This window comes from Streptosporangium sp. NPDC049376, assembly GCF_044466505.1.
GTDB lineage: Bacteria > Actinomycetota > Actinomycetes > Streptosporangiales > Streptosporangiaceae > Streptosporangium.
The window spans coordinates 235,757-258,690 of sequence record NZ_JBITMT010000005.1; the positions used below are offsets into that span (position 1 = coordinate 235,757).

The following is a 22,934-nucleotide window of genomic DNA, read 5'->3' on the forward strand; positions in this document are numbered from 1 at the left end:
CATCACCTTTGGACGGTCCGGGGTGCCCCCAACCCTCCGCCGGGTATTTGATGACCAAGGATCTTCAACGCCGCAGATCCACGTGTCTTCCTGACCGTTCGACTCTCGGGAGTTCGCTGTGCCCGGCGGATCGATCTACGTGACGAGCGACGACCCGGTCCACGGGTTGTCCCCCCAGGTCATGTACGAGCAGTTCTGGCGCAAGGAGGCGGACCAGCGCTGGAAAATGCGCGGGCTCAAGGCCGCCGGAGGGCTGGCCGTGGGGCTGGTCATCGCCTACCGGTTCGCCATCCCCTCGCCCGCTTTCTTCGGGCTCGTGTGCGGACTGCTGGTCGGCGCGGGCGACCTGTTCTGGGCCTGGCGCTCCTACGAGGCGACCGCGGTCTGGCGGGGCAGGCGCCGGGGCGAGACCATCACGGGAAGGCGGCTGCGCCGCAGCCTCCGCAGGCGCGGCTACCGCGTCCTCGACGGCCGGGCCGTACCCGGAGAGGCCTCGATCGACCACCTGGTCATCGGGCCCGGCGGCGTCTGGGTGGTCGACAACGAGGCCTGGTCCCCGGACACCGAGATCGCCAAGTACGGCGAGCGGCTGTTCCTCGGCGAGAAGTACGGCACGTCGGTCGCCAAGGCGCTCGTCAAGGCCGCCGACTCCCTGGCCGAGGTTCTCTCCCGCGAGACGAACATCCCCGTGACGATCGAGCCGCTGCTGGCTGTACACGGCGGCGAACTCAGGCGGACGGTCAGCGCCGAGGGGCTCACCCTGCTCAAGCCGCGCCTGGTCGCCCGCTGGATCCTGGCCGGGCCACGCATGGATCTCGACGCGGAGCAGGTCGAGGTGCTCGCCAGGACCGCGGCCCGCGTCCTGCGCAGGATGAACTGACGCCTCACCCCGTCAGCCGTGAGAGCGCGGACGGCACTTCCCGGCTTGTCGCGCGGGATGAACTGACTCCCGCCGGATTACGGGCCTGTGGCCGAAGTGCGCTATCCTTCAAGGGCTTCAAGCGCCGCTAGCTCAGTTGGTTAGAGCAGCTGACTCTTAATCAGCGGGTCCGGGGTTCGAGTCCCTGGCGGCGCACAGCGAGGTCACCGGCACGTTCACGATTCCGATCGCGGGCGTGCCGGTGTCGTTTTACAGGGTGGTTAGTCCCCCACATCGGCTCCATGCGAATGACCGCTCATCGCTGATCCCGTTCATGTCTCAGCCCCCTGTTCGGGGCGCGCGTCAGCCCTATGGCCGCTCTCGTCTGCACATGGACTCCTGCTCGACATCCCCGAGGTCGGCTGAGAGCCTCTGCTCGCCGACGGCTCGCTTGACCTTCCGGCGAGGGGAGCCCCTAGCCTCGCAGCGCATTGCTTGACATCGATGACTTCGTCATACAGGAGGGGCATGTCTGCCAGACGAGGTGAAGCCTGGAGCCACGTCCTGATCAACGCTGAGCGGGCGCTGGCCGTCTCGTCGCTTGGCGAACTGGTAGCCCTGCTCCCCGATGAGCACGCCGTGACCGAGGTTCTCAACGAACACCTGGCCCAAGGGTCCGCGGTCCTGGTCCCGGAAAAGGGCTGCTGGCGGCTGCGCTACGCGTCCTCCAGCGTGTCGGCGCAAGCCGCTTTCACCTTGGCGAAGCTGGTGATCCTGGACGACGGGTTCGCAAGAGTCAAACAATGTGCCCGATGTCGGCGGCCGTTCGTCGATCAGACCTCGGCCAGGACCGGCAAGAGGTGTGCCGAACACCTACGCTCACCCGGTGAGAACAGGAGGTACCCGTGACCCGCTGCCCCGAATGCGGAGCACCCACTCGGCCTCACTCGTGTCAGGAACTCTTCGAGATCGTGCTCGCACTCGACCACTCTCGGCTCCCACCCTGGGGTTCTCTGCACGGTGTCACGGTGTCCTGTTTCCTGCTCCAACATCCCAGCCGCCTGCTCGGGGCCGCTCCAACCCGTCCCTGGACGATCCTGCACACCTACCTCGACGGAGGGCTCACCGCCGTCACCCGGCTCACCGAACACACCCGCCGCGCCAACAGCCACCGCGACACCCGACCCTCTGAAGCCGCCTTCGGCGCACCGGTCACCCTCATCCCGCCGCCCACAGCCTTCAGCGTCACCATCCACGACGTTGCCCAGGACGGCACGTTCCCCGCCGAAGGCTTTCCAGAACGCCTCACCGCCTGGGCAAAGGACTGCATCACCGGCTGGAGCTCTCTCAGCACCTGATGACGCGGCGGTCCTGCACCAACGATGAAGGCCGAGACCCCTCCGATCCCCCTTAGGGCTTGCTTTGCGGATCCTCGCCGTGGTGAAGATCCATAAAACAGGCCCTGGCCGCCTTTCGGTTATCTGCGGCGGATGGTTCGTACCGGTTGGCCGGGGCGCCAGAGGCGGATGACGAGTTCGTCGCCTTCGACCGAGGTGAGGACGGCCTCGTGGAGGTCGAGGCGGAAGGCGTGGAAGTCGCCGGGGGGCTCGTCGCCCGTGGTGTAGGCGAGCTTCTCGCCGGGATCGGTGATCTCGACCGCGACCCCGGCGACCTTGGCGTCACCGTCGTCGTGCGGGTGGGCGTGGATCGCGCACCGGCCGTCGCGCCGCAGGTCGAGGGCCTTGACCGCGCCGAGCATCGAGCCGAACGACAGGTCGGGCCCCTGGAAGTCGACCTCGCTGCCGCTCACCCTGGGGGAGCCGTCCCTGCGCAGGGTCGCGAGCACGTGGCTCTTGCTCGCCTCGAACCGGGCCCTCACCACCGAGGCCAGCTCACCGGCCTCACGCTCGAACTGTTGCCATGTCGCCATCCCCGCAGTGTGGCAGCCGCCCACGACAAAAAGCCTCGGCAAAAGCCCCGACGAAAAGCTCCGGCGGCACAGGCCCGGTGAAGTGGTCCTGACGAACAGGGAGTCCCGTTGAGACGGTCTCGACGGGACAGCCCGCACAGGACGGTCAGAGGATCGTGGGGCGTAGCCGTACCCAGGCGAGCAGGAGCCAGCGTCGCCACTCGGGCAGCAGGACGCGGGTGAGGATCGCCTCCCTGACCGTACGGCGGCCGGGTCCCGCGGCGGCCCAGGAACGGACCACGTCCGTCAGGAGCTGGCGGGAGGCCGGGCTGGGGTGGGCGGCGTCGGTGAGAGCCGAGACCAGAGCGGTACGCAGATCCTCGCGGGCGGCCGCGGTGTCCAGCCAGACACGCAGGGCCTCACCGAAGTGGGGGAACTCCCGGGTGGCGGCGAAGGCGGCCCGCCAGGCGAGGGTGCAGGACATCGGGTCGACGGGACCGGACATCTCCAGCACCGACGAGTGCTCCTCGAAGTCCAGGGAGACGGTCAGGGTCAGGAAGAGATCGGTGCCGAAGGTCGTCCGCTGCCGGACGGAGGGGATGTCGTTCCTGGTGAGGGACAGCGCCAGGATGAGGACGTGGACCGGGTAGCCGGCGGCCAGTTCCCTGGCCCATCCCAGCAGGCGGGAGCGGAGCTGGGGGGTGCCGTTCGTGACCAGGTGGTCGACGGTCTCCAGGACCTGACGGAGTTCGGGGCCTCCGAAGGAGGGGAGCAGGTCGAGCAGGAGACGCATGGCGACGTCGAGCCTGCCGATCATGTCCGCGCCGGTGCCCTGGGCCGTGCTCGCGGCCCACTTCAGCGCCGTGGAGAAGACCGCCGCCGGGTCGAGGTCGGCCAGGGCGCGGGCCACGTCGAGGACCTCAAGCCTGACCCGCTCGTCACCGTGGGTCGCCAGGTGCTTGAGCCGGGTCATGGCGATCGACAGGTGGGTCTGGCCGAGGACCTCGCAGACCTGCACGACGGTGAGCTTCAGGCTCTGGGGGGCCTGGCGTTCCCGCGACCACTCGTAGAGCTTGGTCCGCACCCGGCCGCCGACGAGGGGGTGCAGGCAGGTCTGGGTGAGCGCGATGTAGGCCAGGTCGGCGGCCGATCCGGTGGCCCAGGCCCGCGCCATCTGGGTGATCTTCTCGTACTTGTTGTATCTGGCCGCGAGGTCGGCGAACGTCCTGACGAGCCGGTGGCCGAGCGTTCTTTCCAGCGCGAGGACGGTGTCGGTCGGCAGTTTGGCAAGCCAGGAGAGCAGTTCCATCCTGGCCAGGGGATACTCGGCGAAGACGTGGGGCAGGAGCGACTCGGCGTAGCCGTACCGGCGGAAGACGATCTGGTCCTCGTCGCGTTCGGCGTCGAGCAGTTCGCTCAGGCCGGTGGTCGGGGTCCAGGCGAGGCCGCCCCCCGCCAGGGTGATCTCCAGGTGCCTGGCCAGGGATGACGCGGCGCCGTACACCTGGGTCTCGTCGGCGGGGGTGATCGTCGCCGCGGCGATCATCAGGGTCTGGTCCAGCAGGCCGGGGTGGGAGCCGAACCACTTGCGCAGTTCCTCGGCCCAGCCGAGGTAGGCGCGCTCGACCTCGTGCTCGTCGCCGCCCCTGCGGCTCACCTCGTAGACGATCCTGGCCAGGCGGGCGGCGTCGCCGGGGGAGGCGCCCCACAGCAGCCGTGTCCCTCCGGGCCAGTCCTGCCAGGGGGAGTCGAACAGACCCCGGCGGGCGAGGTGGCTGCGGTAGACGGTGTTGGCGGGCGGTGGTTCGACGGTGACCGAGGTCAGGAACTCGGTGAGGTGCCGCTGTTCGGCCGCCGTGCCGACGACGACGGCGAACGCGTTCGACGCGCGCACCGCGGCCAGGAAGGACCGCAGCCGCGAGGGCTCCTCGTCACGGGCGCGGATCAGGTATCCGCAGGGCGTGGACGCGGCGGCGGCCTCCTCGACGTCGTCCTCCCCGGTGGAGAAGAACCGGATGCGCAGGGCCGGGTGCAGCCGCCGCAGCGCCGCGATGGCCGTGGTGACCACGCCCGCCCCCTCCGGGCCCGCCAGCGCGATGACGTGGTCCGCCGCGAGGATCTCGACGATCCGGCCGTGGTTGAAGGCGGGGATGTAGGCCCTGACCCGTTCGGCGACCTCGTCCTCGGACAGCACCATCGCGGGACGGCCCCGCACGATGGTGAGCTGGTTGAGGATGAGGTCCCGCGCGACGGTGTTCCCGAAGACGTTCTGGGAGCCGTCCCCGGTGATCGTGACGTCCTCGATCGTGGTCATGCTCAGCCCATCCTGAAGTCGCCGTTCACCGTGTTGCCGAAGGCGTTTCTTGATCCCCGCCCGTTGATCGTCACCCCGCTGATCGAGGTTCCGTCGCTCCGGGCGGGAGCGCCGGTCCCGGGGAGCGGCGCGGCGACGGCGGACGGTACGGGAACGCGCAGATAGGCGGTCTCGGAGAACTGTTTGTCGTCCATCCGGACCCGGACCTCAGTGAACTGGCTCTCCCGCAACGCCGTACGGCCTCCGGCGACGTAGTCGCGGAAGACCTGGTCCGACAGCAGGAACGCGGCGAAGGTGACGTCGGGGTCGCTCCCCCCGATGGCGTCCCGGAGGGGTTCGCTGTCGCAGAGACGGCAGACGGTGACGGTGGCGGCCGAGACGCCGGGGGCCTCCTCCCGTTCGTCGTCCACGAGGCCCGCGTGCAGGGCGGCGCGCAGCCGCAACCTCAGCCCTCTGGCCCGCAGCTCCGGCGCGGCGGCGGCCAGGGCCTCCTGGAGCCGGGCGGGGAAGGGATCGACGAGCGTGGGGATCGCCTCACCGGGCAGGACGGCGAGGATTCCGTCCCCGGTGCTCTCCTTGAACCGGGCGGACTCCCAGGTCTCGGCCAGGCCGCAGGCCGTACAGGCGGCGGAGAGGGCGCGGCGGATCTCCATGTGGAGGTGGGGCAGGTCGACGTCCCGGTGTCTGCTGAACTTCTCGGCGTCGACGGTGAGCAGCGCGCCGTACTTCTCCATGGCGAACCTCCTGTGGGGCCTCGGCTCTGCCAACGATGCAGGGGAACCGCCAGGTGTGTTGTCGTAAATCAGACATCCTCCTGTCCTGAAGCGGACAGGGCACCCGGCTTGGTTCGTACGGGGCAGGCCGGTCGCCGGTACGGCTTGGCCTCTCTACCTGGGGGTATATCCAGGAAAAGGGGAGTTTGGGGCAAATGGGGTGTGCCGGGCCCGGGATGCGTGACCCATGATCCTCACCGGCGGTTGGCGAGGTGCACGTCCTTGAGCACACGACCGATCAGTGACCACGCCATGCTGTCCGACTGCCGTTCGGCGGCCCTCGTCACCTCGGACGGCTCGATCGACTGGCTGTGCCTGCCCCGTTTCGACAGCCCGGCCCTCTTCGCCAGGCTCCTCGACGAGGACGCGGGACACTGGTCCGTACGGCCCGCCTGCCCCGTCGGGGTCGAGCGGGGATACCTGGAACACAGCCTGGTGCTTGAGACCACCTTCCGCGGCCGGGACGGGACCGTGGTCCTGCGCGACGCGCTCGCCCTCGGCCAGGGGGAGCGCGGGCACGCGCTGGGCACCGGGTCGCCGGGCCTGCTGCTGCGCGAGGCGACGTGCGTCGAGGGACGGATGACGCTTGAGGTGGAGTACGCGCCCCGCCCCGAGTTCGGGCTCGTCCAGCCGTTGATGGAGTCCGTGCCCGGCGGCCTGGTCGCGCGGGGCGGCGCGAACGTCCTGACGCTGTCGGTCCCGGTGCCGCTGCGGGTGAGCGGATCGACCGCGCACGGCACCGTGACGCTTGCGGCGGGCGAGCGCCTGGGCATGGCGCTGCAGGCCAGTTCGGGCTGGGCGCCGGACCCGCCGCGCAGGAGTCAGGAGCGGATCCACCGCCGTATCACGGACACCGTCGCCGGATGGCGCTCCTGGTCGGACACGCACCTGGGCTACCGGGGGCCGTGGGAGCGGGAGGTGGACCGGAGCGGGCGGGTGCTGCGCGCCCTGACCTTCGCCCCGACCGGCGCCATCGTCGCCGCGGCGACCACCTCCCTGCCGGAGAGCATCGGCGGAGAGCGTAACTGGGACTACCGCTACACCTGGGTCCGTGACACCAGCTTCACCCTCCAGGCGCTGGCGACCGCGACGTGCGACGTCGAGGAGGCGGAGTTCTTCACCTTCCTCGCCCGCGCCTCGGCCACCCAGCTTGACCAGGGCGCCGACCTGCAGATCATGTACGGCGTCGGCGGCGAACGCGACCTGAGCGAACGGTCGCTGCCCCACCTGACCGGCTGGCGCGGCAGCGCCCCGGTGCGGGTCGGCAACGACGCCTGGCGGCAGCGCCAGATCGACGTCTACGGCGAACTGCTCGACGCGGCCGGTCTGCTCCACAGGAACGCGCACCGGCCCGACCCGCTGACCCGCGCCTTCCTCGTCGGCGTCGCGGAGACGGCGGCCCGCCGCTGGCAGGAGCCCGACCAGGGACTGTGGGAGGTGCGCGGCCCCGAGCGGCACTACCTGCACTCCAAGCTGATGTGCTGGGTCGCCATGGACAGGGCCGTGTCCCTGGCCCCGCTCCTGGGGGCGGACGAACGCGTCGCCGCCTGGAAGGAGACCGGGGAGCGCATCCGTGAGGCGATCCTGACGCACGGCTGGAACCCGGAGGTGGGCGCCTTCACTCAGGCCTTCGGTTCACGGGACCTGGACGCCGCCGCGCTCATGCTGCCCATGGTCGGCTTCCTGCCCGGTGACGACCCCAGGGTGTGCGCGACCGTCGACGCCGTCGCCACACGGCTGACCGACGGGCACGGCCTGGTGCGCCGCTACCAGGCGGCCGACGGGCTGCCCGGGGACGAGGGCACGTTCCTGCTGTGCACGTTCTGGCTGGCCCACGCCCAGGCCATGGCGGGCAGGAGCGGCCCGGCCAGGCGGACGTTCGAGACCGCTGCGTCGTACGCCAACGACGTCGGTCTGCTCGCCGAGGAGGTCGACTCGGTGACCGGGGAGCCCATCGGCAACTTCCCCCAGGCCTTCAGCCACATCGGCCTGATCAACGCCGCGGAGGCCGTACGACGCGCGGAGGGATGACCCGGGGCGACACGCCGTCGTCATCTGGGGGGCTCCGCCCCGTGCCGGGCCCGGGCGCCGGTGAAGGCACCCGGGAGGACGTCCGGACAGATGTCCGGGAAGAGCCCGGAAGGCATCCGGAGGGACGGTCCAGTGGTCACCCGGGACGGCACCCGGTAGGCGCCGGGAAGGGCCTGGGAAGCCCCTCCTGGACAGGACAGGTGTCAGAAGGCGGTGATGTTCGACGGGGCGCGTTCGGCGCGGCTGAGGGCGCGCAGGACGGCGGTCGGGCCGTGCCGTCGCGCGGCCACCTTGGACAGCAGGACGATCACCCTGTCCACGACGCTCTCCGGCAGCGGCGGCGTCGGGACGCCCACGCTGACCGCCAGGTCGTCGGAGTGGACGACCAGTTCGACCGTCCTGGTGACCAGGGCGTCGTCGAACGTCAGCGACCACGGCCCCCACCACGGGAAGCGCACCGGCCGCTCCGGTGCGGAGGGCAGCCGTACGGCCAACTCCTCGACGACCGAGTCGACGTGTTCCGCCAGCGCCCGCGGGCCCTCGGCCGCGATCTGCTCACCGCCCAGGCGGATGGTGACGTTGACCTCGTCGTCGAGGCCGGCGTCCACCCACAGGGAGCGGCCGTAGTGATCGACGAGGGAGACGACCGGCTCCTCGGGCACGGGGTCCTCAAGGAGCCGGGGGACGAGCAGGATCTGGTTGACCATGTGCCCGGCCAGGGCACCGACGCCGAACTCCGGCAGCGCGCTCGGCTCCTCCCACGCCGCGGTGACCGCGGGGTCACGCAGCAGGGCGGCGGCGGAACGCGCCGCGGACAGGAAGTCGTCTCTGATGCCGCTCATTCACGTCCTCCAGATCGGATCTTGTTCGCGTGCCAAGCGTCCCACGGAACCGTCGGCGGGTCAGGGGGCGGGCGCCTCGGACGGTCAGCGGCTGACGGCGTCCGAGGGGGAGAGCAGGGAGAGGTCGCGGCGGCGGGGGAGGCTCTCCCAGTCGCCCTCCGAGGTGACCGCGAACGCCCCGGCCGCGCAGGCGGTGGCCAGGCGCCGTTCCGGGTCGGCCTCCTCCATGGTCTCGGCGAGCCAGGCCGCGGCGAAGGCGTCGCCCGCCCCGACCGGGTCAAGCTCGGTCACCCGGTACGGCTCGGCGTGCCGCAGCACCCCGTCGGACAGTTCGACGGCGCCGAGCGCGCCGCGTTTGACGAGCACGTGGCGGGGGCCGAGAGCGGACAGGGACTTGGCCAGGCGGACCGGGTCGTCGCCCTCGGCGAGGAGGCCGCCCTCGGCCTCGGTGGCGAACAGGACGTCGGTGGAGGCCACGACGTCCCGCAGGGCGGCCGAGGCCTCGGCGGGGCTCCACAGGGCGCGGCGGTAGTTGACGTCGAGCGAGACCGTCACCCCGGCGGCGCGGGCCTCGGCGACCGCGGCGCGCACGGTCTCGGCGGCGGAGGCGGAGATCGCGAGGGTGATGCCGGTGACGTGCAGCACCCGGGCGGAGCGCAACGTCGGCAGGTCGAGGTCGCCAGGGCGGAGCCGGGACCCGGCGCTGCCCGAGCGGTAGTAGCGCACGTCGACCAGTTCGGCGGTCCGCCTGCTCTTGACCATCAGGCCCGTCGGCGCCTCGGGGTCGACGATCATTCCCCGGACGTCCACCCCCTCGCCGGCCAGTGTCGAGCGCAGCAGCTCTCCGAACTCGTCGGCTCCCACCCGGCCGAACCAGGCCGCGCGGCGGCCCATGCGACTGACGCCGATCGCCAGGTTCGACTCGGCGCCACCCACACCGAGGCCGAAGTCGCGGGCGTGCCGGAGCAGCCCGGTACGGCGTGCGGTGAACAGCGCCATGCTCTCCCCGAGCGTCACCAGGTCGATCATCAAAGGTTGGTCCTTTTGGTCTCGTCGGACATGCGGGTGGAGGCGGTCCCCTGCCTCCACGGGCCCGGCGTCCCCCCCGACGCCGGGCCCCGTCTGTGAACGGTCAGCGGGTCGAGCCCAGCTTCCTGGAGATGCGCAGCGCCGTCTCCGCGACCAACGGTCCCAGATCGCGAACCCGGACGGCGGTGATCCGTGAGGTGAGCCCGGAGATGGAGATGGCCGAGGTCACGCTGTCGGCGTGGTTGAAGATCGGCGCCGCGACGCAGCGCACCTCGGGCTCGTTCTCGCGGTCGTCGACGGCGTAGCCCCGCTGCCGGATGCGGCCGAGTTCGGTGCGCAGGCGGTCGGCGTCCACGATGGTGTGGCGGGTCATCCGCGGCATCCCGGCGGCCACGACCCGTTCGACGTCCTCGTCCTGCTGCCAGGCGAGGATGGCCTTGCCGACGGCGGTGCGGTAGACGGGCGCCCTGCTGCCGATCCGCGAGGCCATCCGCACGGTGGCCTCGTTCTCGACCTTGTCGATGTAGACCACCTCGGGAGGGTCGTAGACCACGAGGTGGACGGTCTCCTTGACCTCGGTCATCAGCCGGTGCGACTCCTCGGCGGCGACGGTCCGCAGGTCGAGCGTGGACAGGTAGGCCTGGCCCAGGTGGAGCGAGCCGTGCCCGAGCCGGTAGGCCCCGGTCTTGCGGTCCCGGTCGAGCAGCCTGGTCTCGATGAGCGGGAGGGTCAGCCGGAGCACGGTGCTCTTGGACAGGCCGGTGGCCTCGGCGAGCCGGGTGAGTGAGAGTCCCTGGCCCGCCCCCGCGTGGTCACGGACGTGTTCCAGTACCGCCAGGGCTCGCCGCAGCGAGGCTGACTGGTTGCGTTCCGGCGCAGGTTCGTTCATCACGCCCTCACGTGTGGTCATCAGGCTGAGTCGGGCACGAACCACAAACTATGGGAATTGGAAGTCTTCTTTCCAGTTTGCGACACAAGGTTCTGCAGTGCAGAACAAAGGACATTCCCCCCTTCCGGTGACAGGCGCCCCCTTCTTAGGGTCTGCCGCCAACGGGAGGAGAGACCTGTGAAGATCCTGAACTGGGCCGCCGCGGGCGTGGCCCTGCTGGCCCTGGCCGCGTGCGCGCCGTCGACCGCCCCGGCCGCGAGCGGGGGTGACGAGAAGTCCGGGACCCTGAGGGTGTGGCTGTTCGACGAGCCCAACCGCGCCCCCAAGGAGAAGGTCGTCGGTGAGGCGATCAAGGAGTTCACCGCCGCCAACGCGGGCGTGAAGGTCGAGGTCGCCTACATCCCGACGACCCCCGCCAGACACGAGAAGTTCAAGGGCGCCTTCAACGACCCGGCGAGCGCGCCCGACGTCGCCGAGTACGGCAACACCGACCTGGCCGAGTACGCCGCCGCCGGCGGCTTCTCCGACCTGGGCCCCGACCTGTCGGCCTGGTCCGAGGGCAAGGACGTCGGCGCCGACCTGCTGAAGTCCGCGACCGTGGACGGCAAGGTCTACGGCCTGCCGTGGTACATCGGCATCCGCGCCCTCTACTACCGCACCGACGTCTTCGAGGAGCTGGGCCTCAAGCCCCCGGCCACCCTGGGCGAGCTGACCGAGACCGCCCGCGAGATCCGCAAGAAGAAGCCGGACCTGTACGGCATCGCCGTCGGCGGCGAGTACACCTTCGGCGCCATGCCGTTCGTCTGGGATGCCGGCGGCGACATCGAGAACCTCGCAGGCCCCGAGTCCCGCGCGGGCGTCAAGGCCTACACCGACCTGCTCAGCGACGACGTCTGCCCGCCGCAGGCCTGCGCGAGCCTGACCGGCGGCAAGACCGTCGAGCTGTTCGCCAGCGGCAAGGCGGCCATGGGCATCCTCGGCAACTTCAACCGCGCCGCGGTCGACGCGGGCGCCGCGGCGGGCAAGTACGCCGTGATCCCGCTGCCCGGCTCGAAGGCGGGCACCCCCGCCCCGGCCTTCTCCGGCGGCAACAACCTCGGCGTCATGAAGAACAGCCGGCACCGCACGCTGGCGGTGAAGTTCCTGCAGCTGCTCGGCGGCAAGACCTACCAGACCAAGATGTACGAGGCCATGGGCAACCTGCCCACCCTGACCTCGGCGCGTGACGAACTGGCGGCCAAGGACTCCTTCCTCAAGCCGTTCCTCGACACCGTCGCCGCGGGCACCCGTTTCGTGCCGATCGACCCGGCCTGGGTGAAGATCGACAACCAGAAGGTCATCCCGACCATGCTCCAGAAGATCGCCACCAAGCAGGCCACCGTCGAGCAGGCGACCGACGAGGCCGCGGCGGCGGTGAAGACCGCCTTCGGCCGGTCATGACCTCGGCGACCACCGCGACCGTGGCACCGGGGGCGTCCAAGACGCCGAAGGTACCCGCGGGCCCGGGACTCCGGGCTCGCGGGGGTGGCCGCCTGCGGCCGTGGCTCTACCTGCTGCCGTCCGCCGCGGTGCTGGTGCCGCTGTTCGGCTACCCGCTCTACATGCTCGGCCTGCTGTCGGTCTTCGACTACCGGCAGGCCCAGGTCAGCGGTGGGCAGCCGACCCGGTTCGTGGGGCTGGGCAACTACGCCCTCCTGGCCGCCGACGGCCGTTTCTGGTCGGTGCTCGGGCAGACGCTGGTGTTCGCCGCGGCGCTGGTGGTCTCGACGCTCGCGGTCGGCGCGGCGCTGGCCGTGGTGCTCACCAGGGCGGGCAGGGTGCCCCGGCTGCTGCTCTCGCTGGCCGCGATGGCCGCGTGGGCGGCGCCCGCGATGACCGGCTCGACCGTCTGGATGTTCCTGTTCGACGCCGACCTGGGGCTGGTCAACCAGGTCCTCGGCATCGAGGGTTTCAACTGGTTCTACGACCGGTGGGTCACCTTCGGCGTCGTCGGCGTCACCGTGGTCTGGCACTCCTTCCCCTTCGTCATGGTGACCCTCTACGCGGGCATCCAGGCCATCCCCGGCTCGGTGCTCGAAGCGGCCTCACTCGACGGAGCCTCGGTCTGGCAGTCCTTCTGGCGGATCATCGTGCCGATGCTGCGGCCGCTGATCACGATCGTCGTCATCCAGTCGATCATCTGGGACTTCAAGATCTTCACGCAGATCTACGTGATGACCAACGGGGGCGGCATCGCGGGCCAGAACTCGGTGCTCAACGTCTACGCCTACCAGACGGCCTTCGGCTCCTCCGAGTACGGCCTCGGCTCGGCGATCGGCGTGGTCATGACGCTGATCCTGCTGGTGGTCACCCTGTTCTACATCCGCGCCATCCACCGCAACGGGGAGAAGCTGTGAGCAGGTCCCGCCTGGTCGCCAATGTCGTGGCGGTGGTCGCGGCGTTCGTCACCTTCTTCCCGATCTACTGGATGGTCCTGTCCGCGGTGAAGCCGGCGGGGGAGATCCAGTCGCTCCAGGTGCGTCCGTGGACCCTGGCGCCGACCCTGGAGAACTTCCAGCGGGTGCTCGGCGGGGAGAACTTCGGCCGCTACTTCCTCAACAGTCTCGTCGTCGCCATGTCCGTCGTCGTGCTCTCCGGCGTGGTGGCCTTCCTGGCCGCCGTCGCGGTGACCCGGTTCCGCTTCAAGTTCCGCACCACGGTGCTGATCATGTTCCTGATCGCGCAGATGGTGCCCGTCGAGGCGCTGACCATCCCGCTGTTCTTCCTGATCCGGGACCTGGGTACGGCGGTGCCCGGTGTCGGCCTCAACACACTGGGCTCGCTCGTCCTGGTACACCTGGCCTTCAGCCTGCCGTTCGCGGTCTGGATGATGCGGGGCTTCGTCGCCGCGGTCCCCGAGTCTCTTGAGGAGGCCGCGATGATCGACGGGGCGAGCAGGCCCGTCGTGCTGTGGCGCATCCTGTTCCCGCTGGTCGCGCCGGGTCTGGTGGCGACCAGTGTGTTCTCCTTCATCGCGGCCTGGAACGACTTCGTCTTCGCCAGGACCTTCATCATCTCGGCCACGGGCAACCAGACCCTGCCCGCGGCCCTGCTGGTCTTCTTCAAACCCGACGAGAACGACTGGGGGGGAATCATGGCAGCCTCGACGCTGATGACAATTCCCGTGCTGATCTTCTTCGTGGCCGTCCAGCGCAGACTGGTGGCCGGGCTCGGCGGGGCGGTGAAGGATTGAACGCCCACGGCCTGCTTCCGCGACCGTCCACGGTCAGGCCGGGCCCGGGTGCCTTCACCCTGGTCCCGGAGACCGCGCTCGACGCCCCTCGGGAGCTGGCGTCGGTCGCCGCCTGGCTGCGCGCCACGCTCGGCCCGCCGACCGGCTGCGCGCTGCTGCCGCCGCAGGGGCCCGAGCAGGGGCGCCTCACCCTGGCCCTCGACCCGGACCTGGGGGCCGAGGCGTACCGGCTGCGGGTCACCTCCTCCGGCGTGTGGATCACCGGGGGCGACGCGGCGGGGGTCTTCAACGGCGCCCAGGTGTTCCGGCAGCTGCTGCCGCCCGCCGCGCTGCGGCGCGCCCCCGTCGCGGGCGCGCCGATGACCGCCCCCGCCGTCGAGATCGAGGACCGTCCGGCGTACGGCTGGCGCGGCTGCATGCTGGACGTCGCCAGGCACTTCATGCCCAAGGCCGACCTGCTGCGCTTCGTCGACCTGCTGGCCCTGCACCGGCTGAACGTGCTCCACCTGCACCTGACCGACGACCAGGGATGGCGTCTTGAGATCGCCAAGTATCCCCGCCTGACCTCGGTCGGCGGCTGGCGCCCGGCGAGCATGCTCGGCTCCCGCCAGCACGAGACCGTCGTCGGACGCCCGCACGGCGGCTTCTACACCGCCGACGACGTGCGGGAGATCGTCGCCTACGCGGCCGAGAGGTTCGTCACCGTCGTCCCCGAGATCGACCTGCCCGGCCACACCCAGGCCGTCGTCGCGGCCTATCCGGAACTGGGGCTGCGGCCCACTGAGGTCCGTACCGGATGGGGGGTCTCCGAGGACATCCTCGACCTCACCTCGCCGACGGCCCTGGAGTTCTGCCGTGACGTCCTGGACGAGGTCATGGAGCTCTTCCCCTCCTCCCACATCGGCATCGGCGGGGACGAGTGCCCGGGGGACCCGGCCGCGCGCGCCGTCTTCATCGGGGCCGTCGCGGAGCACGTCGCCGCCGCCGGGCGCACGCCGTACGCGTGGGACGAGATCCTGGAGGGCGGTGCGACGCCGGGGACGACGGTGGCGGCCTGGCGCGGGCCCAAGGCGACGACGGTGGCGGCGCGGGCCGGTCACCGGGTGGTCGCCTGTCCTGACATGTCGGTCTATCTGGATTATCGGCAGTCGGAGTCGCCCGATGAGCCCATCCCGATCGGGCCGCCGCTCACCCTGCGGGACGTCCACGCCTTCGACCCCGTCCCCGCCGGCATGGACGAGCGGGACCGCCCCCTGGTGATCGGCGCCCAGTGCAACGTCTGGACCGAGCACATGGAGGACGCCAGGGCCGTCGACTACATGGTCTTCCCCAGGCTGTGCGCGTTCGCCGAGGTCGTGTGGGCGGCGGAGCGCACGCCGTACGAGGAGTTCGCCGGGCGGCTGGAGGTCCACACGGCCAGGCTCGACGCGCTGGGGGTCGAGTACCGGCCGAAGGAGGGGCCGAAACCGTGGCAGAGCCGCCCCGACGCGCCCGGCTGGCCGATGAGCAGGGCCGACCGTGAGGCGGTGATCGCCGGGTTCGGCGTCGGCGAGGGGCCCGCCCACCCGTAACGCTTTCCTGTCCGTCACGCGCCCCGCCCTCTTTCGTCACGCGCAGGCGCCTGCGCGAGGGGGCGGGGCGCCCGTCCTATGAGCCCTGTACTGGGCGTTTACCGTCGGTGAGGGGGATAACTGTCGCTCGGCACGCCTGACGCGCCAAAATTGGTCCGTGGTCAGGATCGGATCGGTGGGGATGAGCGATTGCGAGCGTGGGCAACTTCCGCCGCTGCTGGGCCAGCTGTTCGCCGACGGCGGGCAGGGACGCAGCATCGCGGCCGAGCTGCCCCCGGGAGACTTGGTGTGGCCCGACCCCGACTACTCGCAGTTCTCGCTGGACCATCTCCCGGCCTTCTGGCTCAGTGACGAGGCGGTCTCCGCCGACCTGTGGACCAGGCTGCGGGCCGAACACGAGCACTCGGGGCTGTGGCCGGTGCTCCTTGAGGACTCCGTACAGCCTTGGTCGGCCGGGCAGATCGCCCCCGACGCCGCGGCCGAGATCGACAACTACCGCGCGGACGCGTTCATGGCCGAGGTGTGGTCGGACTGGGTGGAACGGGCCCGCGCCGACCAGCTGGACCTGCTGGCCCCCTACGGCCCGCAGTGCCCGGGACCCGCCCCCGCGGGCAGTCTCGTCGCCGATCCCGACGTGGTCGCCGACTGGTACGCCGGGCTGGTCGCCGAGCGCAGGGCCCCGCTCGGCCTGGTGGCCGCGGAGCGGGGCGCGGACGTGCTGGCCGTCATGGGCTGGCAGGGCGCGCTCAACCACAACGAGTGGATGGTCCCGCTGGCCGCCGTCCTGCGCAGCTGGGAGGACAGGTTCGGGGCCAGGGTCGTCGGCCTGGGGTTCAACACCCTGGACCTCAGCGTCGCCGCGCCCCCCGTCACCCCCGAGCACGCCCTGCACGTCGCCGCGGAGCACTGGACGTTCTGCCCGGACAGCGTCACCTACAGCTCGGGCACGCTGATCGACTACGCCGAGCGGATCACGGGGAGGAACGCCTGGTCGTTCTGGTGGGACTGACCGTCCGGGGCGCCCGGGTCACTTCGGCGGCTGCGCCGAGGAGTGGTCGGGCAGCGCGAGCGGCCGGTCGAGCAGGAAGTCCAGCAGCAGCGAGCGGTACACCTTCGGCTGCCCCCGCTCGACGGCGTGACCCGCGCCCCGTACGTAGACCAGCCTCGACTCCGGCAGCGTGCGCCGGTAGTCGCGGGTCACCCGCCAGGCGACGTAGTCGCACTCGCCCCGCATGATGAGCGAGGGCACCCGCACCTGGCGCAGCGCGGGCCTGGGGTCGGTGATCCCGGCGAAGTCGGCGTTGGTGACCTGGTTGACGTAGAAGCCCTGCGGGTTGTCGTGCGGCTTGGTCGGCGGGCCCGCCGTGCACCCGGTCCCGTCCTTGCCGGCGAGCGCGAGCCGGTGCAGGTGGGAGTCGGCCTCGGCGTCGGGGACCAGCGCGTGCGCCGCCTCAGGGTTGATCCCCATCAGCGTGAACAGGGCCAGCACCCTCGGCTCCTCGTTCAGCTCGTCGAAACGGGCGCGGTCCTGCGGGGCGACCCGGTCCCAGGGGCTGCCGTAGTTCCCGCCGGGGAAGGCGCCCTCCCAGATCGGTCCCGGCGAGACGAAGACCGCCTTGGCCACGTTGTCCGGGTGGGCGGCCATGTACTGGGCGGTGAGCGAGCCGCCCCACGACTCCCCGACCAGGATCACCCGTTCCGCGCCGATGGTCTTCCTGATCGCGTCGAGGTCGGCGACGTGCCGGGCGACGGTGTAGCCGGAGACGTCGGCGAGCCGGGTCGACCTGCCCGCCCCGAGCTGGTCGTAGGAGTAGACGTCGAAGCCCAGCGCGGCCAGCTCCGCGCCGCTGTCGGGAAGTCCCTCGTCCGGGGTGCCGGGACCGCCGTGCAGGAAGATCACCGGGGTGGGACGGGGCTTGGCGGCCTTGAGGGAGACGTAGGCGATCCTGGAGCCGGTCGGCAGGTCCCAGAACCCGACACCGGCGGGGGCGGGACCGTGGGCGATCACCGGCAGCGGCCGGAACACCGTGACGGTGGCCGTCCCCGCGACCACGACGGCGACCACGGCCGCGAACACGGCGGAGGCGACCGTACGGCGGCGCGCGCCGTACAGGGCGAGGCAGGGCAGGCCGAGCAGGAACGCGACGATCACGAGCGTGACCAGGCCCGCCGCGCACAGCGCCGGGACCGACGCGGTTGCGGCGGCCGTGCCGAGGAAGGCGGCCACACCGGCGGCGGAGGCGGCCAGGGCGGTGACCACGAGCAGCAGGCCCCCGGCCAGGCGCCGTACGAGCGGCGCCCTGGAGGCGGGCAGGGAAGGGGATGGTTCTGTCATGGAACTCACGCTAGGAACGTCACTCCCGGTGATCGTCCTGCCGGAGAACCGTTTCCCACCCCGCCGCGCGGCGGGGGGTCACCGCGCCCCGGGACGGACCAGACCGGCCTCGTAGGCCGCGATGGTGGCCTGCACCCGGTCGCGGACCCCGAGTTCGGCGAGGATCCGCGCGACGTGGTCTTTGACGGTCGCCGGGCTGATGCCCAGCGCCGCCGCGATCTCGGCGTTCGACAGGCCGCGGGCCACGTGGAGGAGGACCTCCGTCTCACGGGGGGTCAGGCCGGAGAGCCTGGCGGCCTCCTCGGGGCCGGGCCTGCCGGTGAAACGGTCGATCAGCCTGCGGGTCACCCCGGGGTCGAGCAGCGCGTCGCCCCCGGCGACCACCCGGACCGCGTCGATGATCCGCCCGGGGTCGGCGTCCTTCAGCATGAATCCCGCGGCCCCCGCGCGCAGCGCCGCGAACACGTACTCGTCCAGGCCGAAGGTGGTCAGGACCACCACCCGCGTCGCCGGGACCTCGGCGGTGATCCTGGCCGTCGCGGCCAGCCCGTCGAGCCCGGGCATCCGGATGTCCAGCACCGCCACGTCCGGGCGCAGGGCCGTGGCCTGCGCGACCGCAGTCTCGCCGTCGGCGGCCTGGCCGACGACCGTCATGTCCGGCTCGGCGTCGAGCACCGCGGTGATGCCGATCCTGACCACCGCCTGGTCGTCGGCGACCGTCACCCGGATCACGCTGGGAACACCTCCGGCAGCCATACCCGAATCCCGTCCTTCGTCTCGGTGACCGTACCGCCCGCGGCGTCCACCGTGGCACGCACCTTCCTGGCCTCCCCGGGACCGGAGAGCACCAGGCCGTCGTCGCGGTAGGTCACCGTCACCGTCACGCCGTCGGCCAGCAGCGCCTCGGCCAGACGGTAGGCGGCCACCTCGACCGTCGCGGGCAGCGGACGGCGCCGTCCCTCGTGCTCGACGAAGGCCCCGCGCCTGACGGCCAGTGCCGCGATCCCGGCGACGACCGGGGGAGGTGTGTCGTCCGCCGGGTCGCAGCCGCCGCGAAGCTCGTCGAGGAGCTCCCTGAGCGCGGTGAGCCCGGCCCTGGACTCGGTGAGGACCAGGTCGAGCCGTCCCTGTTCCGACGCCTCGACCACGGCCCGCGCCCGTGCCCCCGCCGTACGGCGCAGCCCCGCGGCGATCCGGTTCCGCTCGGCGCCCGCGGCCTCGGCCGTGCGGCGGTCGAGGCGTTCCCGGTCGAGGGCCTCGGCCCGCCACCGCCTGCGCCTGCGCCCGCCGACCAGCAGCCCCGACCCCCACGCCAGCCCCGTCGGTACGGCCATCCCCGCGCTCAGCGTGGCCCAGACGGCCAGGGGAGGGCCCGTCATGCCCGGGACGAGGGGAAAGGCGGCGAGCCCGGCGACCACGAGCGGGGCGGGCCAGCCGCGGGAGCCGTACGCGCCGACGGTGTACAGCAGCGTCAGCTCGACCCACCAGCACACGAGGACCAGCTGGGCGGAGTGCGGCACGGTCAGCCCCGCCGCGTCGCACGCCAGCCAGGCCAGCAACGTCCCCTGCGCCACGGCCAGGCTCAGCTTCGGCGCCAGCCTGCGCCCGCGCAGCGGCAGGGCGTGCAGGACGAGCAGGACCAGCAGCAGCGTGCCCGAGGCGGGGGAGACGAACGGCCGCGGTGCCTCCGTGGCCAGCAGCCCGAATCCCGCGGGCAGCGCGACCGCCAGCACCACGAGGGCCCAGTCGAGCGCGGCGGCGCCCCGCCAGCCCGCCGTACGGCGTGACCACAGGGGCCGCGGGGGCTCAGGGGACGTAGAGGACGCGGTGGGCGCAGCGGGCCCTGTGGCCGGGGAGGGCAGCGGGAGCGCCGCTCTGACGGCCCATCCGGCCCCCTCGGGGCCCGCGCTCAGCGTCCCTCCCACGGCGCGTACGGCCCTGCCGAGGGAGGCCAGGCCGGTTCCGGTGCCGAGCCCTCCGGCGGCGGGACCGCCCCCGTCGGTGACCGTGACCACCAGGTGTCCCGCGTTCTCCTCGACCCGGACGCGTACGGCGGCGCCGGTGGCGTAACGCATCGCGTTTGTCAGGCTCTCCCTGACGATGCGCAGGGCGAGCGCCGCGGTCCCGGGTGGCGCGGAGGCGGCTGTGCGCCGGTAGTCGGCCCCGGGGTGATGGCCCGCCAGGGCGTCGACGTCGGCCAGCGTCGTCTCGCCGCCGCGCCGGTCGATGCGGGCCAGGCGGTCGAGTTCGGCGACGGCCAGACGGCCCGCCTCGGCGGCGTGGGCGGTCGCCTCCGCGGTCATGACGGGGTCGGCGAGCCGCAGGGCCGCGGCCGAGGCGACCGCGATGCCGGTCAGCCGGTGCGCGGCCACGTCGTGGAGTTCGGCGGCCAGCCGGTCGCGCTCGGTGGTCGCGGCGAGTCTGGGGATGGCGGCCGAGGCGGCGCGGTAGGCGGCGAGCGAGGCCCGGCCCGTCCTGCGCCGCCGGTGGGAGCGGCCGAGGGACCACACGACGGCGGCGGCTCCCGCGGCGAGCGTGCCGAAGCCGGCGGCGTCCCTGAGGCTTCCGTTCACGACGCCGATCGTGATCGCCACCACGAGGGTGACGGCGACGGCCCCGGCCGCCGCGGTTCCCGCCGTGCCGTACAGGGCCAGCGCGTAGAGCGCCGCGACGGTCACCAGCGCGGCCAGGCAACAGCCGAGGGTCAGTGACACGCGCTCACGCTACCGGGTTTGCCCGTGATGTCCGGAAGAACGAGCCTCCCACCGGCCCCGCGCCCGGGAGCCGATGGGAGGGGTTCGCGTGCCCTACGGCCTCACGGCCCGTACGGCGGGTACCGGGTCACACGCGCTGCCAGAGCGCGGGGACGTTGGCGGGCTCCCAGCCGGGCAGGGAGGTGTGCGCCTGCAGGCACCGGTAGGCGGAGCCGCCGTAGGTCACCACGCTCCCGGCGTAGTAGGAGACACCGGCGGCCCAGGGCTGCGCGGGCGGCGTCGCGGTCGTCGTCAGCGTGGGCGTCGAGGTGTGGGAGACGGTCGGGGTGGGGGTCGGGGTGAGCGTCGGCGTCACCGTGGGTGTCGCCGTCACGGTCGCCGTGGCGGTCGGGGTCGGGGATGGGGTCGACACGTTGCCGAAGGTCACGTCGGAGCAGGTGTAGAACGCCTCGGCGCTGTCCGAGCGCTGCCAGATCGAGTAGATGATGTGGCGGCCGGTCTTCGGGGGCAGCTGGCCCTGGATGACGTACTCGCCGTTGACCTTGGACGGGTTCCTGACCTTCGCCAGCAGGGTGGAGTCCAGGTCCGACCACTTCAGCGGCTGGAGCGGGTCGAAGCCGTCCTTCGTGATGTAGATCTCGAAGGTGCCGGGGTGGTCGGCGGTGTAGGGGTAGCGGAAGGTGTAGGCGCCGCCGCCGGTAGGCATGGCCGTGGAGGGCCAGTCGGTGCGGGCCGCGTCGTAGGCCCGGTACTTGGCGCGTCCGGCGCTGCACAGCTGCCCGTCAGGGATGATCTCCCTGTGCTTTCCGTTGGCGGTGCCGATGTTCAACTCGTCCCAGTCGTAGAGCGGCTGGGTGTCCCATTTGCCGACGGCGGCCTTGCAGGCCGGGGTGTCGGGCGACTCCGGGTTCTCCAGATAGCAGGCGTAGACCCGGCTGACGGGTGTTCCCATCGATCCATGGGCGGACGCAGAACCGGCCATGACCGTCGAGAGCAGGACGGGTACGGCCGCCGCGGCGGCGATCGCACCAAGCTTCCGATTGTTCATGAAGGGCTTCTCCTGGGGGGTGTAAGGGCGGAGAACGTGCAGGTCAGGCCCATGATTACGGGTCAATTATTAGGTAAGTTTCCTAACAGTTTCACCGAACTTAACGCCATGGGCGGAGTGGGGTCAAGACCTGGCCAATGTCCCTTTCTTGGGGGTTGAAGGTAGATCTTCTGGGGTTTTCATGGCTTTTGCTTTGCTTTGTCCGTTTGTGGTGGGTAGTGTCCTAGTTGTTCTCGACCGGTGACTTGCCCCTCACGAGAAGGAGCGGTCGGTCGACGTCGAATCCCGAAGCCTCCCGAGGGCGACGGGAACCGGGGACCCACCTTTTGGGGTGAATCCGCCGCGACAACGCGGCGGTAGGGCAACTCCACCGCCCGAACCCGTCAGCTAACCCGGTAGACGAGATGGAGAGGAGATCCCCTCATGGATCACGTCGTCGCCTACCCACCGGCACGCACCGCCTTCGCGCGGATCGACTGAGACTTCCGCCGCGCCTGACCGCGGCACCCCCGCTCCGCACCGCGCTCCGTGTACGCCCGCCTGTTTCCTGGTGCGGCCTCTCTTCCCTGTGAGCGCTCACGCCCCGTGCCCCACTGATCGCCGAACGTCTTCGGCCCGGCACGAGCGGCTGTCCTGTTCCCTCGTGAAAGAGCCCTGTCTTCATGCGTTTCTCCGCTGCCCTGCGCCATCGTCTGCTCGCCGCCACCCTCCTGAGCGCGAGCGTCCTGACCTCCGCGGGTGTCGTCTCCGCGCTGCCCGCCGCAGCCGACACCGGCACCGGAACCACCGCCACCGCCCCGGCCGCCGCTGAGCCCGTCCTGCTCAAGGGCTCGACCAAGGCCTCCTACTTCTGGGACGACTCCTCCGGCCGCGCCGGTGACACCGGTCTGCCCGCGAGCGGCAAGCCCATGCAGAAGGGCATGATCGCCAGCCCGAGCTGGCCGCTGTTCACCGAGGGCTACGTCCTCTACAACGGCAAGAAGGCCAAGTTCTTCGTCGGCGACCGCGGCCCCGGCGTGCCGTCGAGCAGCGGCGTCATGATCGACCTCGACGCCAAGACCTTCGCCGACCTGACCGGCGGCAGCTTCAACTCCGACACGCTGGGCGTGGACGGTGTCGACGGCCAGGGGCACATCAAGGTCGAGTACGTCATCACCAAGTGGGGCGACGGCGTCGGCAAGAAGAACTACCCCGTGGCCTTCTCCAGCGGAGCCTGGAAGCTCATGGACCACAACCCGGCCACGCCGCCGCAGACCGCCCTGGCCGACGCGCCGCGGCCGTAACCCCTCATCGCGAAATATCCCCCAACCCCCTGAAATATCCCCCAGCCTCGAAGACCCCCGACCCCCTTCGGATCCCCGCTTCCTGAGATCCCCGAAGGTCCCGCT

Annotated in this window: 20 protein-coding genes, 1 tRNA gene and 1 riboswitch; of the genes, 11 read left to right on the forward strand and 10 right to left on the reverse strand. The window is 71.3% G+C overall.

All coding sequences use genetic code 11. The annotated features are described in order from the left end of the window. Positions 1-118 precede the first annotated feature (118 nt). From ACIBVQ_RS16610 to ACIBVQ_RS16625, 4 genes are all read left to right on the forward strand, one after another. Positions 119-880, forward strand: coding sequence for a nuclease-related domain-containing protein (locus ACIBVQ_RS16610; RefSeq protein ID WP_352010466.1), 762 nt, complete (start codon positions 119-121; stop codon positions 878-880). 121 nt (positions 881-1,001) lie between these two features. Beyond that, positions 1,002-1,075: transfer RNA gene (locus ACIBVQ_RS16615), tRNA-Lys, on the forward strand. 312 nt (positions 1,076-1,387) lie between these two features. Further along, a complete protein-coding gene (locus ACIBVQ_RS16620; protein ID WP_399178288.1) occupies positions 1,388-1,768 on the forward strand; it encodes a hypothetical protein in 381 nt (126 codons plus the stop codon). Beyond that, positions 1,765-2,217, forward strand: a complete 453-nt coding sequence (locus tag ACIBVQ_RS16625) for a DUF5946 family protein (protein ID WP_399178290.1) — start codon at positions 1,765-1,767, stop codon at positions 2,215-2,217. Before ACIBVQ_RS16620 ends, ACIBVQ_RS16625 begins: the two co-directional genes overlap by 4 nt. 119 nt (positions 2,218-2,336) lie before the next feature. Here ACIBVQ_RS16625 and ACIBVQ_RS16630 read toward each other — a convergent pair whose 3' ends face one another. The 3 genes from ACIBVQ_RS16630 to ACIBVQ_RS16640 form a co-directional block, all read right to left on the reverse strand. Then, complete coding sequence (locus ACIBVQ_RS16630) at positions 2,337-2,789, reverse strand: pyridoxamine 5'-phosphate oxidase family protein (RefSeq protein WP_362909220.1); 453 nt, start codon at positions 2,787-2,789, stop codon at positions 2,337-2,339. Positions 2,790-2,934: 145 nt separating this feature from the next. After that, positions 2,935-5,082 carry a hypothetical protein gene (locus ACIBVQ_RS16635; protein WP_399178293.1) on the reverse strand — a complete coding sequence of 716 codons (2,148 nt, stop codon included), beginning with the start codon at positions 5,080-5,082 and terminating at the stop codon, positions 2,935-2,937. Positions 5,083-5,084: 2 nt separating this feature from the next. Next, positions 5,085-5,816: a hypothetical protein gene (locus ACIBVQ_RS16640; protein ID WP_399178295.1), complete on the reverse strand. Its 732-nt coding sequence runs from the start codon at positions 5,814-5,816 to the stop codon at positions 5,085-5,087. A gap of 261 nt (positions 5,817-6,077) precedes the next feature. Between ACIBVQ_RS16640 and ACIBVQ_RS16645 the strand changes: the two genes are divergently transcribed. Beyond that, a complete protein-coding gene (locus tag ACIBVQ_RS16645; RefSeq protein ID WP_399178297.1) occupies positions 6,078-7,886 on the forward strand; it encodes a glycoside hydrolase family 15 protein in 1,809 nt (602 codons plus the stop codon). A gap of 203 nt (positions 7,887-8,089) precedes the next feature. On the opposite strand, the gene ACIBVQ_RS16650 is transcribed toward ACIBVQ_RS16645, so the two are convergent. From ACIBVQ_RS16650 to ACIBVQ_RS16660, 3 genes are all read right to left on the reverse strand, one after another. After that, positions 8,090-8,728, reverse strand: a complete 639-nt coding sequence (locus ACIBVQ_RS16650) for a maleylpyruvate isomerase N-terminal domain-containing protein (protein ID WP_352010474.1) — start codon at positions 8,726-8,728, stop codon at positions 8,090-8,092. 84 nt (positions 8,729-8,812) lie between these two features. Further along, complete coding sequence (locus ACIBVQ_RS16655; RefSeq protein WP_352010475.1) at positions 8,813-9,757, reverse strand: sugar kinase; 945 nt, start codon at positions 9,755-9,757, stop codon at positions 8,813-8,815. Positions 9,758-9,860: 103 nt separating this feature from the next. Continuing rightward, positions 9,861-10,667, reverse strand: coding sequence for an IclR family transcriptional regulator (locus ACIBVQ_RS16660; RefSeq protein WP_352010476.1), 807 nt, complete (start codon positions 10,665-10,667; stop codon positions 9,861-9,863). Between the two features lie 156 nt (positions 10,668-10,823). On the opposite strand from ACIBVQ_RS16660, the gene ACIBVQ_RS16665 reads away from it, so the two are divergent. From ACIBVQ_RS16665 to ACIBVQ_RS16685, 5 genes are all read left to right on the forward strand, one after another. Further along, positions 10,824-12,086 (forward strand): extracellular solute-binding protein, encoded by a 1,263-nt coding sequence (locus tag ACIBVQ_RS16665; protein ID WP_352010477.1) that lies wholly within the window; start codon positions 10,824-10,826, stop codon positions 12,084-12,086. After that, positions 12,083-13,042, forward strand: coding sequence for a sugar ABC transporter permease (locus ACIBVQ_RS16670; RefSeq protein ID WP_362909213.1), 960 nt, complete (start codon positions 12,083-12,085; stop codon positions 13,040-13,042). The genes ACIBVQ_RS16665 and ACIBVQ_RS16670 overlap by 4 nt, the downstream gene beginning before the upstream one ends. Continuing rightward, positions 13,039-13,878, forward strand: coding sequence for a carbohydrate ABC transporter permease (locus ACIBVQ_RS16675; RefSeq protein ID WP_399178300.1), 840 nt, complete (start codon positions 13,039-13,041; stop codon positions 13,876-13,878). The genes ACIBVQ_RS16670 and ACIBVQ_RS16675 overlap by 4 nt, the downstream gene beginning before the upstream one ends. Next, positions 13,875-15,449 (forward strand): beta-N-acetylhexosaminidase, encoded by a 1,575-nt coding sequence (locus tag ACIBVQ_RS16680; RefSeq protein ID WP_399178302.1) that lies wholly within the window; start codon positions 13,875-13,877, stop codon positions 15,447-15,449. Before ACIBVQ_RS16675 ends, ACIBVQ_RS16680 begins: the two co-directional genes overlap by 4 nt. A 157-nt stretch (positions 15,450-15,606) precedes the next feature. Next, the gene (locus ACIBVQ_RS16685; RefSeq protein ID WP_399178304.1) at positions 15,607-16,458 is read left to right on the forward strand and encodes a DUF4253 domain-containing protein; all 852 of its coding nucleotides are present in this window, start codon (positions 15,607-15,609) and stop codon (positions 16,456-16,458) included. 18 nt (positions 16,459-16,476) lie between these two features. On the opposite strand, the gene ACIBVQ_RS16690 is transcribed toward ACIBVQ_RS16685, so the two are convergent. The 4 genes from ACIBVQ_RS16690 to ACIBVQ_RS16705 form a co-directional block, all read right to left on the reverse strand. Continuing rightward, positions 16,477-17,784, reverse strand: coding sequence for an alpha/beta fold hydrolase (locus tag ACIBVQ_RS16690; protein WP_399178306.1), 1,308 nt, complete (start codon positions 17,782-17,784; stop codon positions 16,477-16,479). A gap of 78 nt (positions 17,785-17,862) precedes the next feature. After that, positions 17,863-18,516, reverse strand: a complete 654-nt coding sequence (locus tag ACIBVQ_RS16695; RefSeq protein ID WP_352010482.1) for a response regulator transcription factor — start codon at positions 18,514-18,516, stop codon at positions 17,863-17,865. Next, positions 18,513-20,498, reverse strand: a complete 1,986-nt coding sequence (locus tag ACIBVQ_RS16700; protein WP_399178309.1) for an ATP-binding protein — start codon at positions 20,496-20,498, stop codon at positions 18,513-18,515. Before ACIBVQ_RS16700 ends, ACIBVQ_RS16695 begins: the two co-directional genes overlap by 4 nt. Positions 20,499-20,625: 127 nt before the next feature. Next, positions 20,626-21,546, reverse strand: a complete 921-nt coding sequence (locus ACIBVQ_RS16705; protein WP_399178311.1) for a lytic polysaccharide monooxygenase — start codon at positions 21,544-21,546, stop codon at positions 20,626-20,628. A 266-nt stretch (positions 21,547-21,812) separates the two neighbouring features. Beyond that, a riboswitch (cyclic di-AMP (ydaO/yuaA leader) is annotated at positions 21,813-21,963 on the forward strand. A gap of 245 nt (positions 21,964-22,208) precedes the next feature. Between ACIBVQ_RS16705 and ACIBVQ_RS16710 the strand changes: the two genes are divergently transcribed. Beyond that, positions 22,209-22,829 (forward strand): hypothetical protein, encoded by a 621-nt coding sequence (locus tag ACIBVQ_RS16710; RefSeq protein WP_362773790.1) that lies wholly within the window; start codon positions 22,209-22,211, stop codon positions 22,827-22,829. Positions 22,830-22,934: the final 105 nt, after the last annotated feature.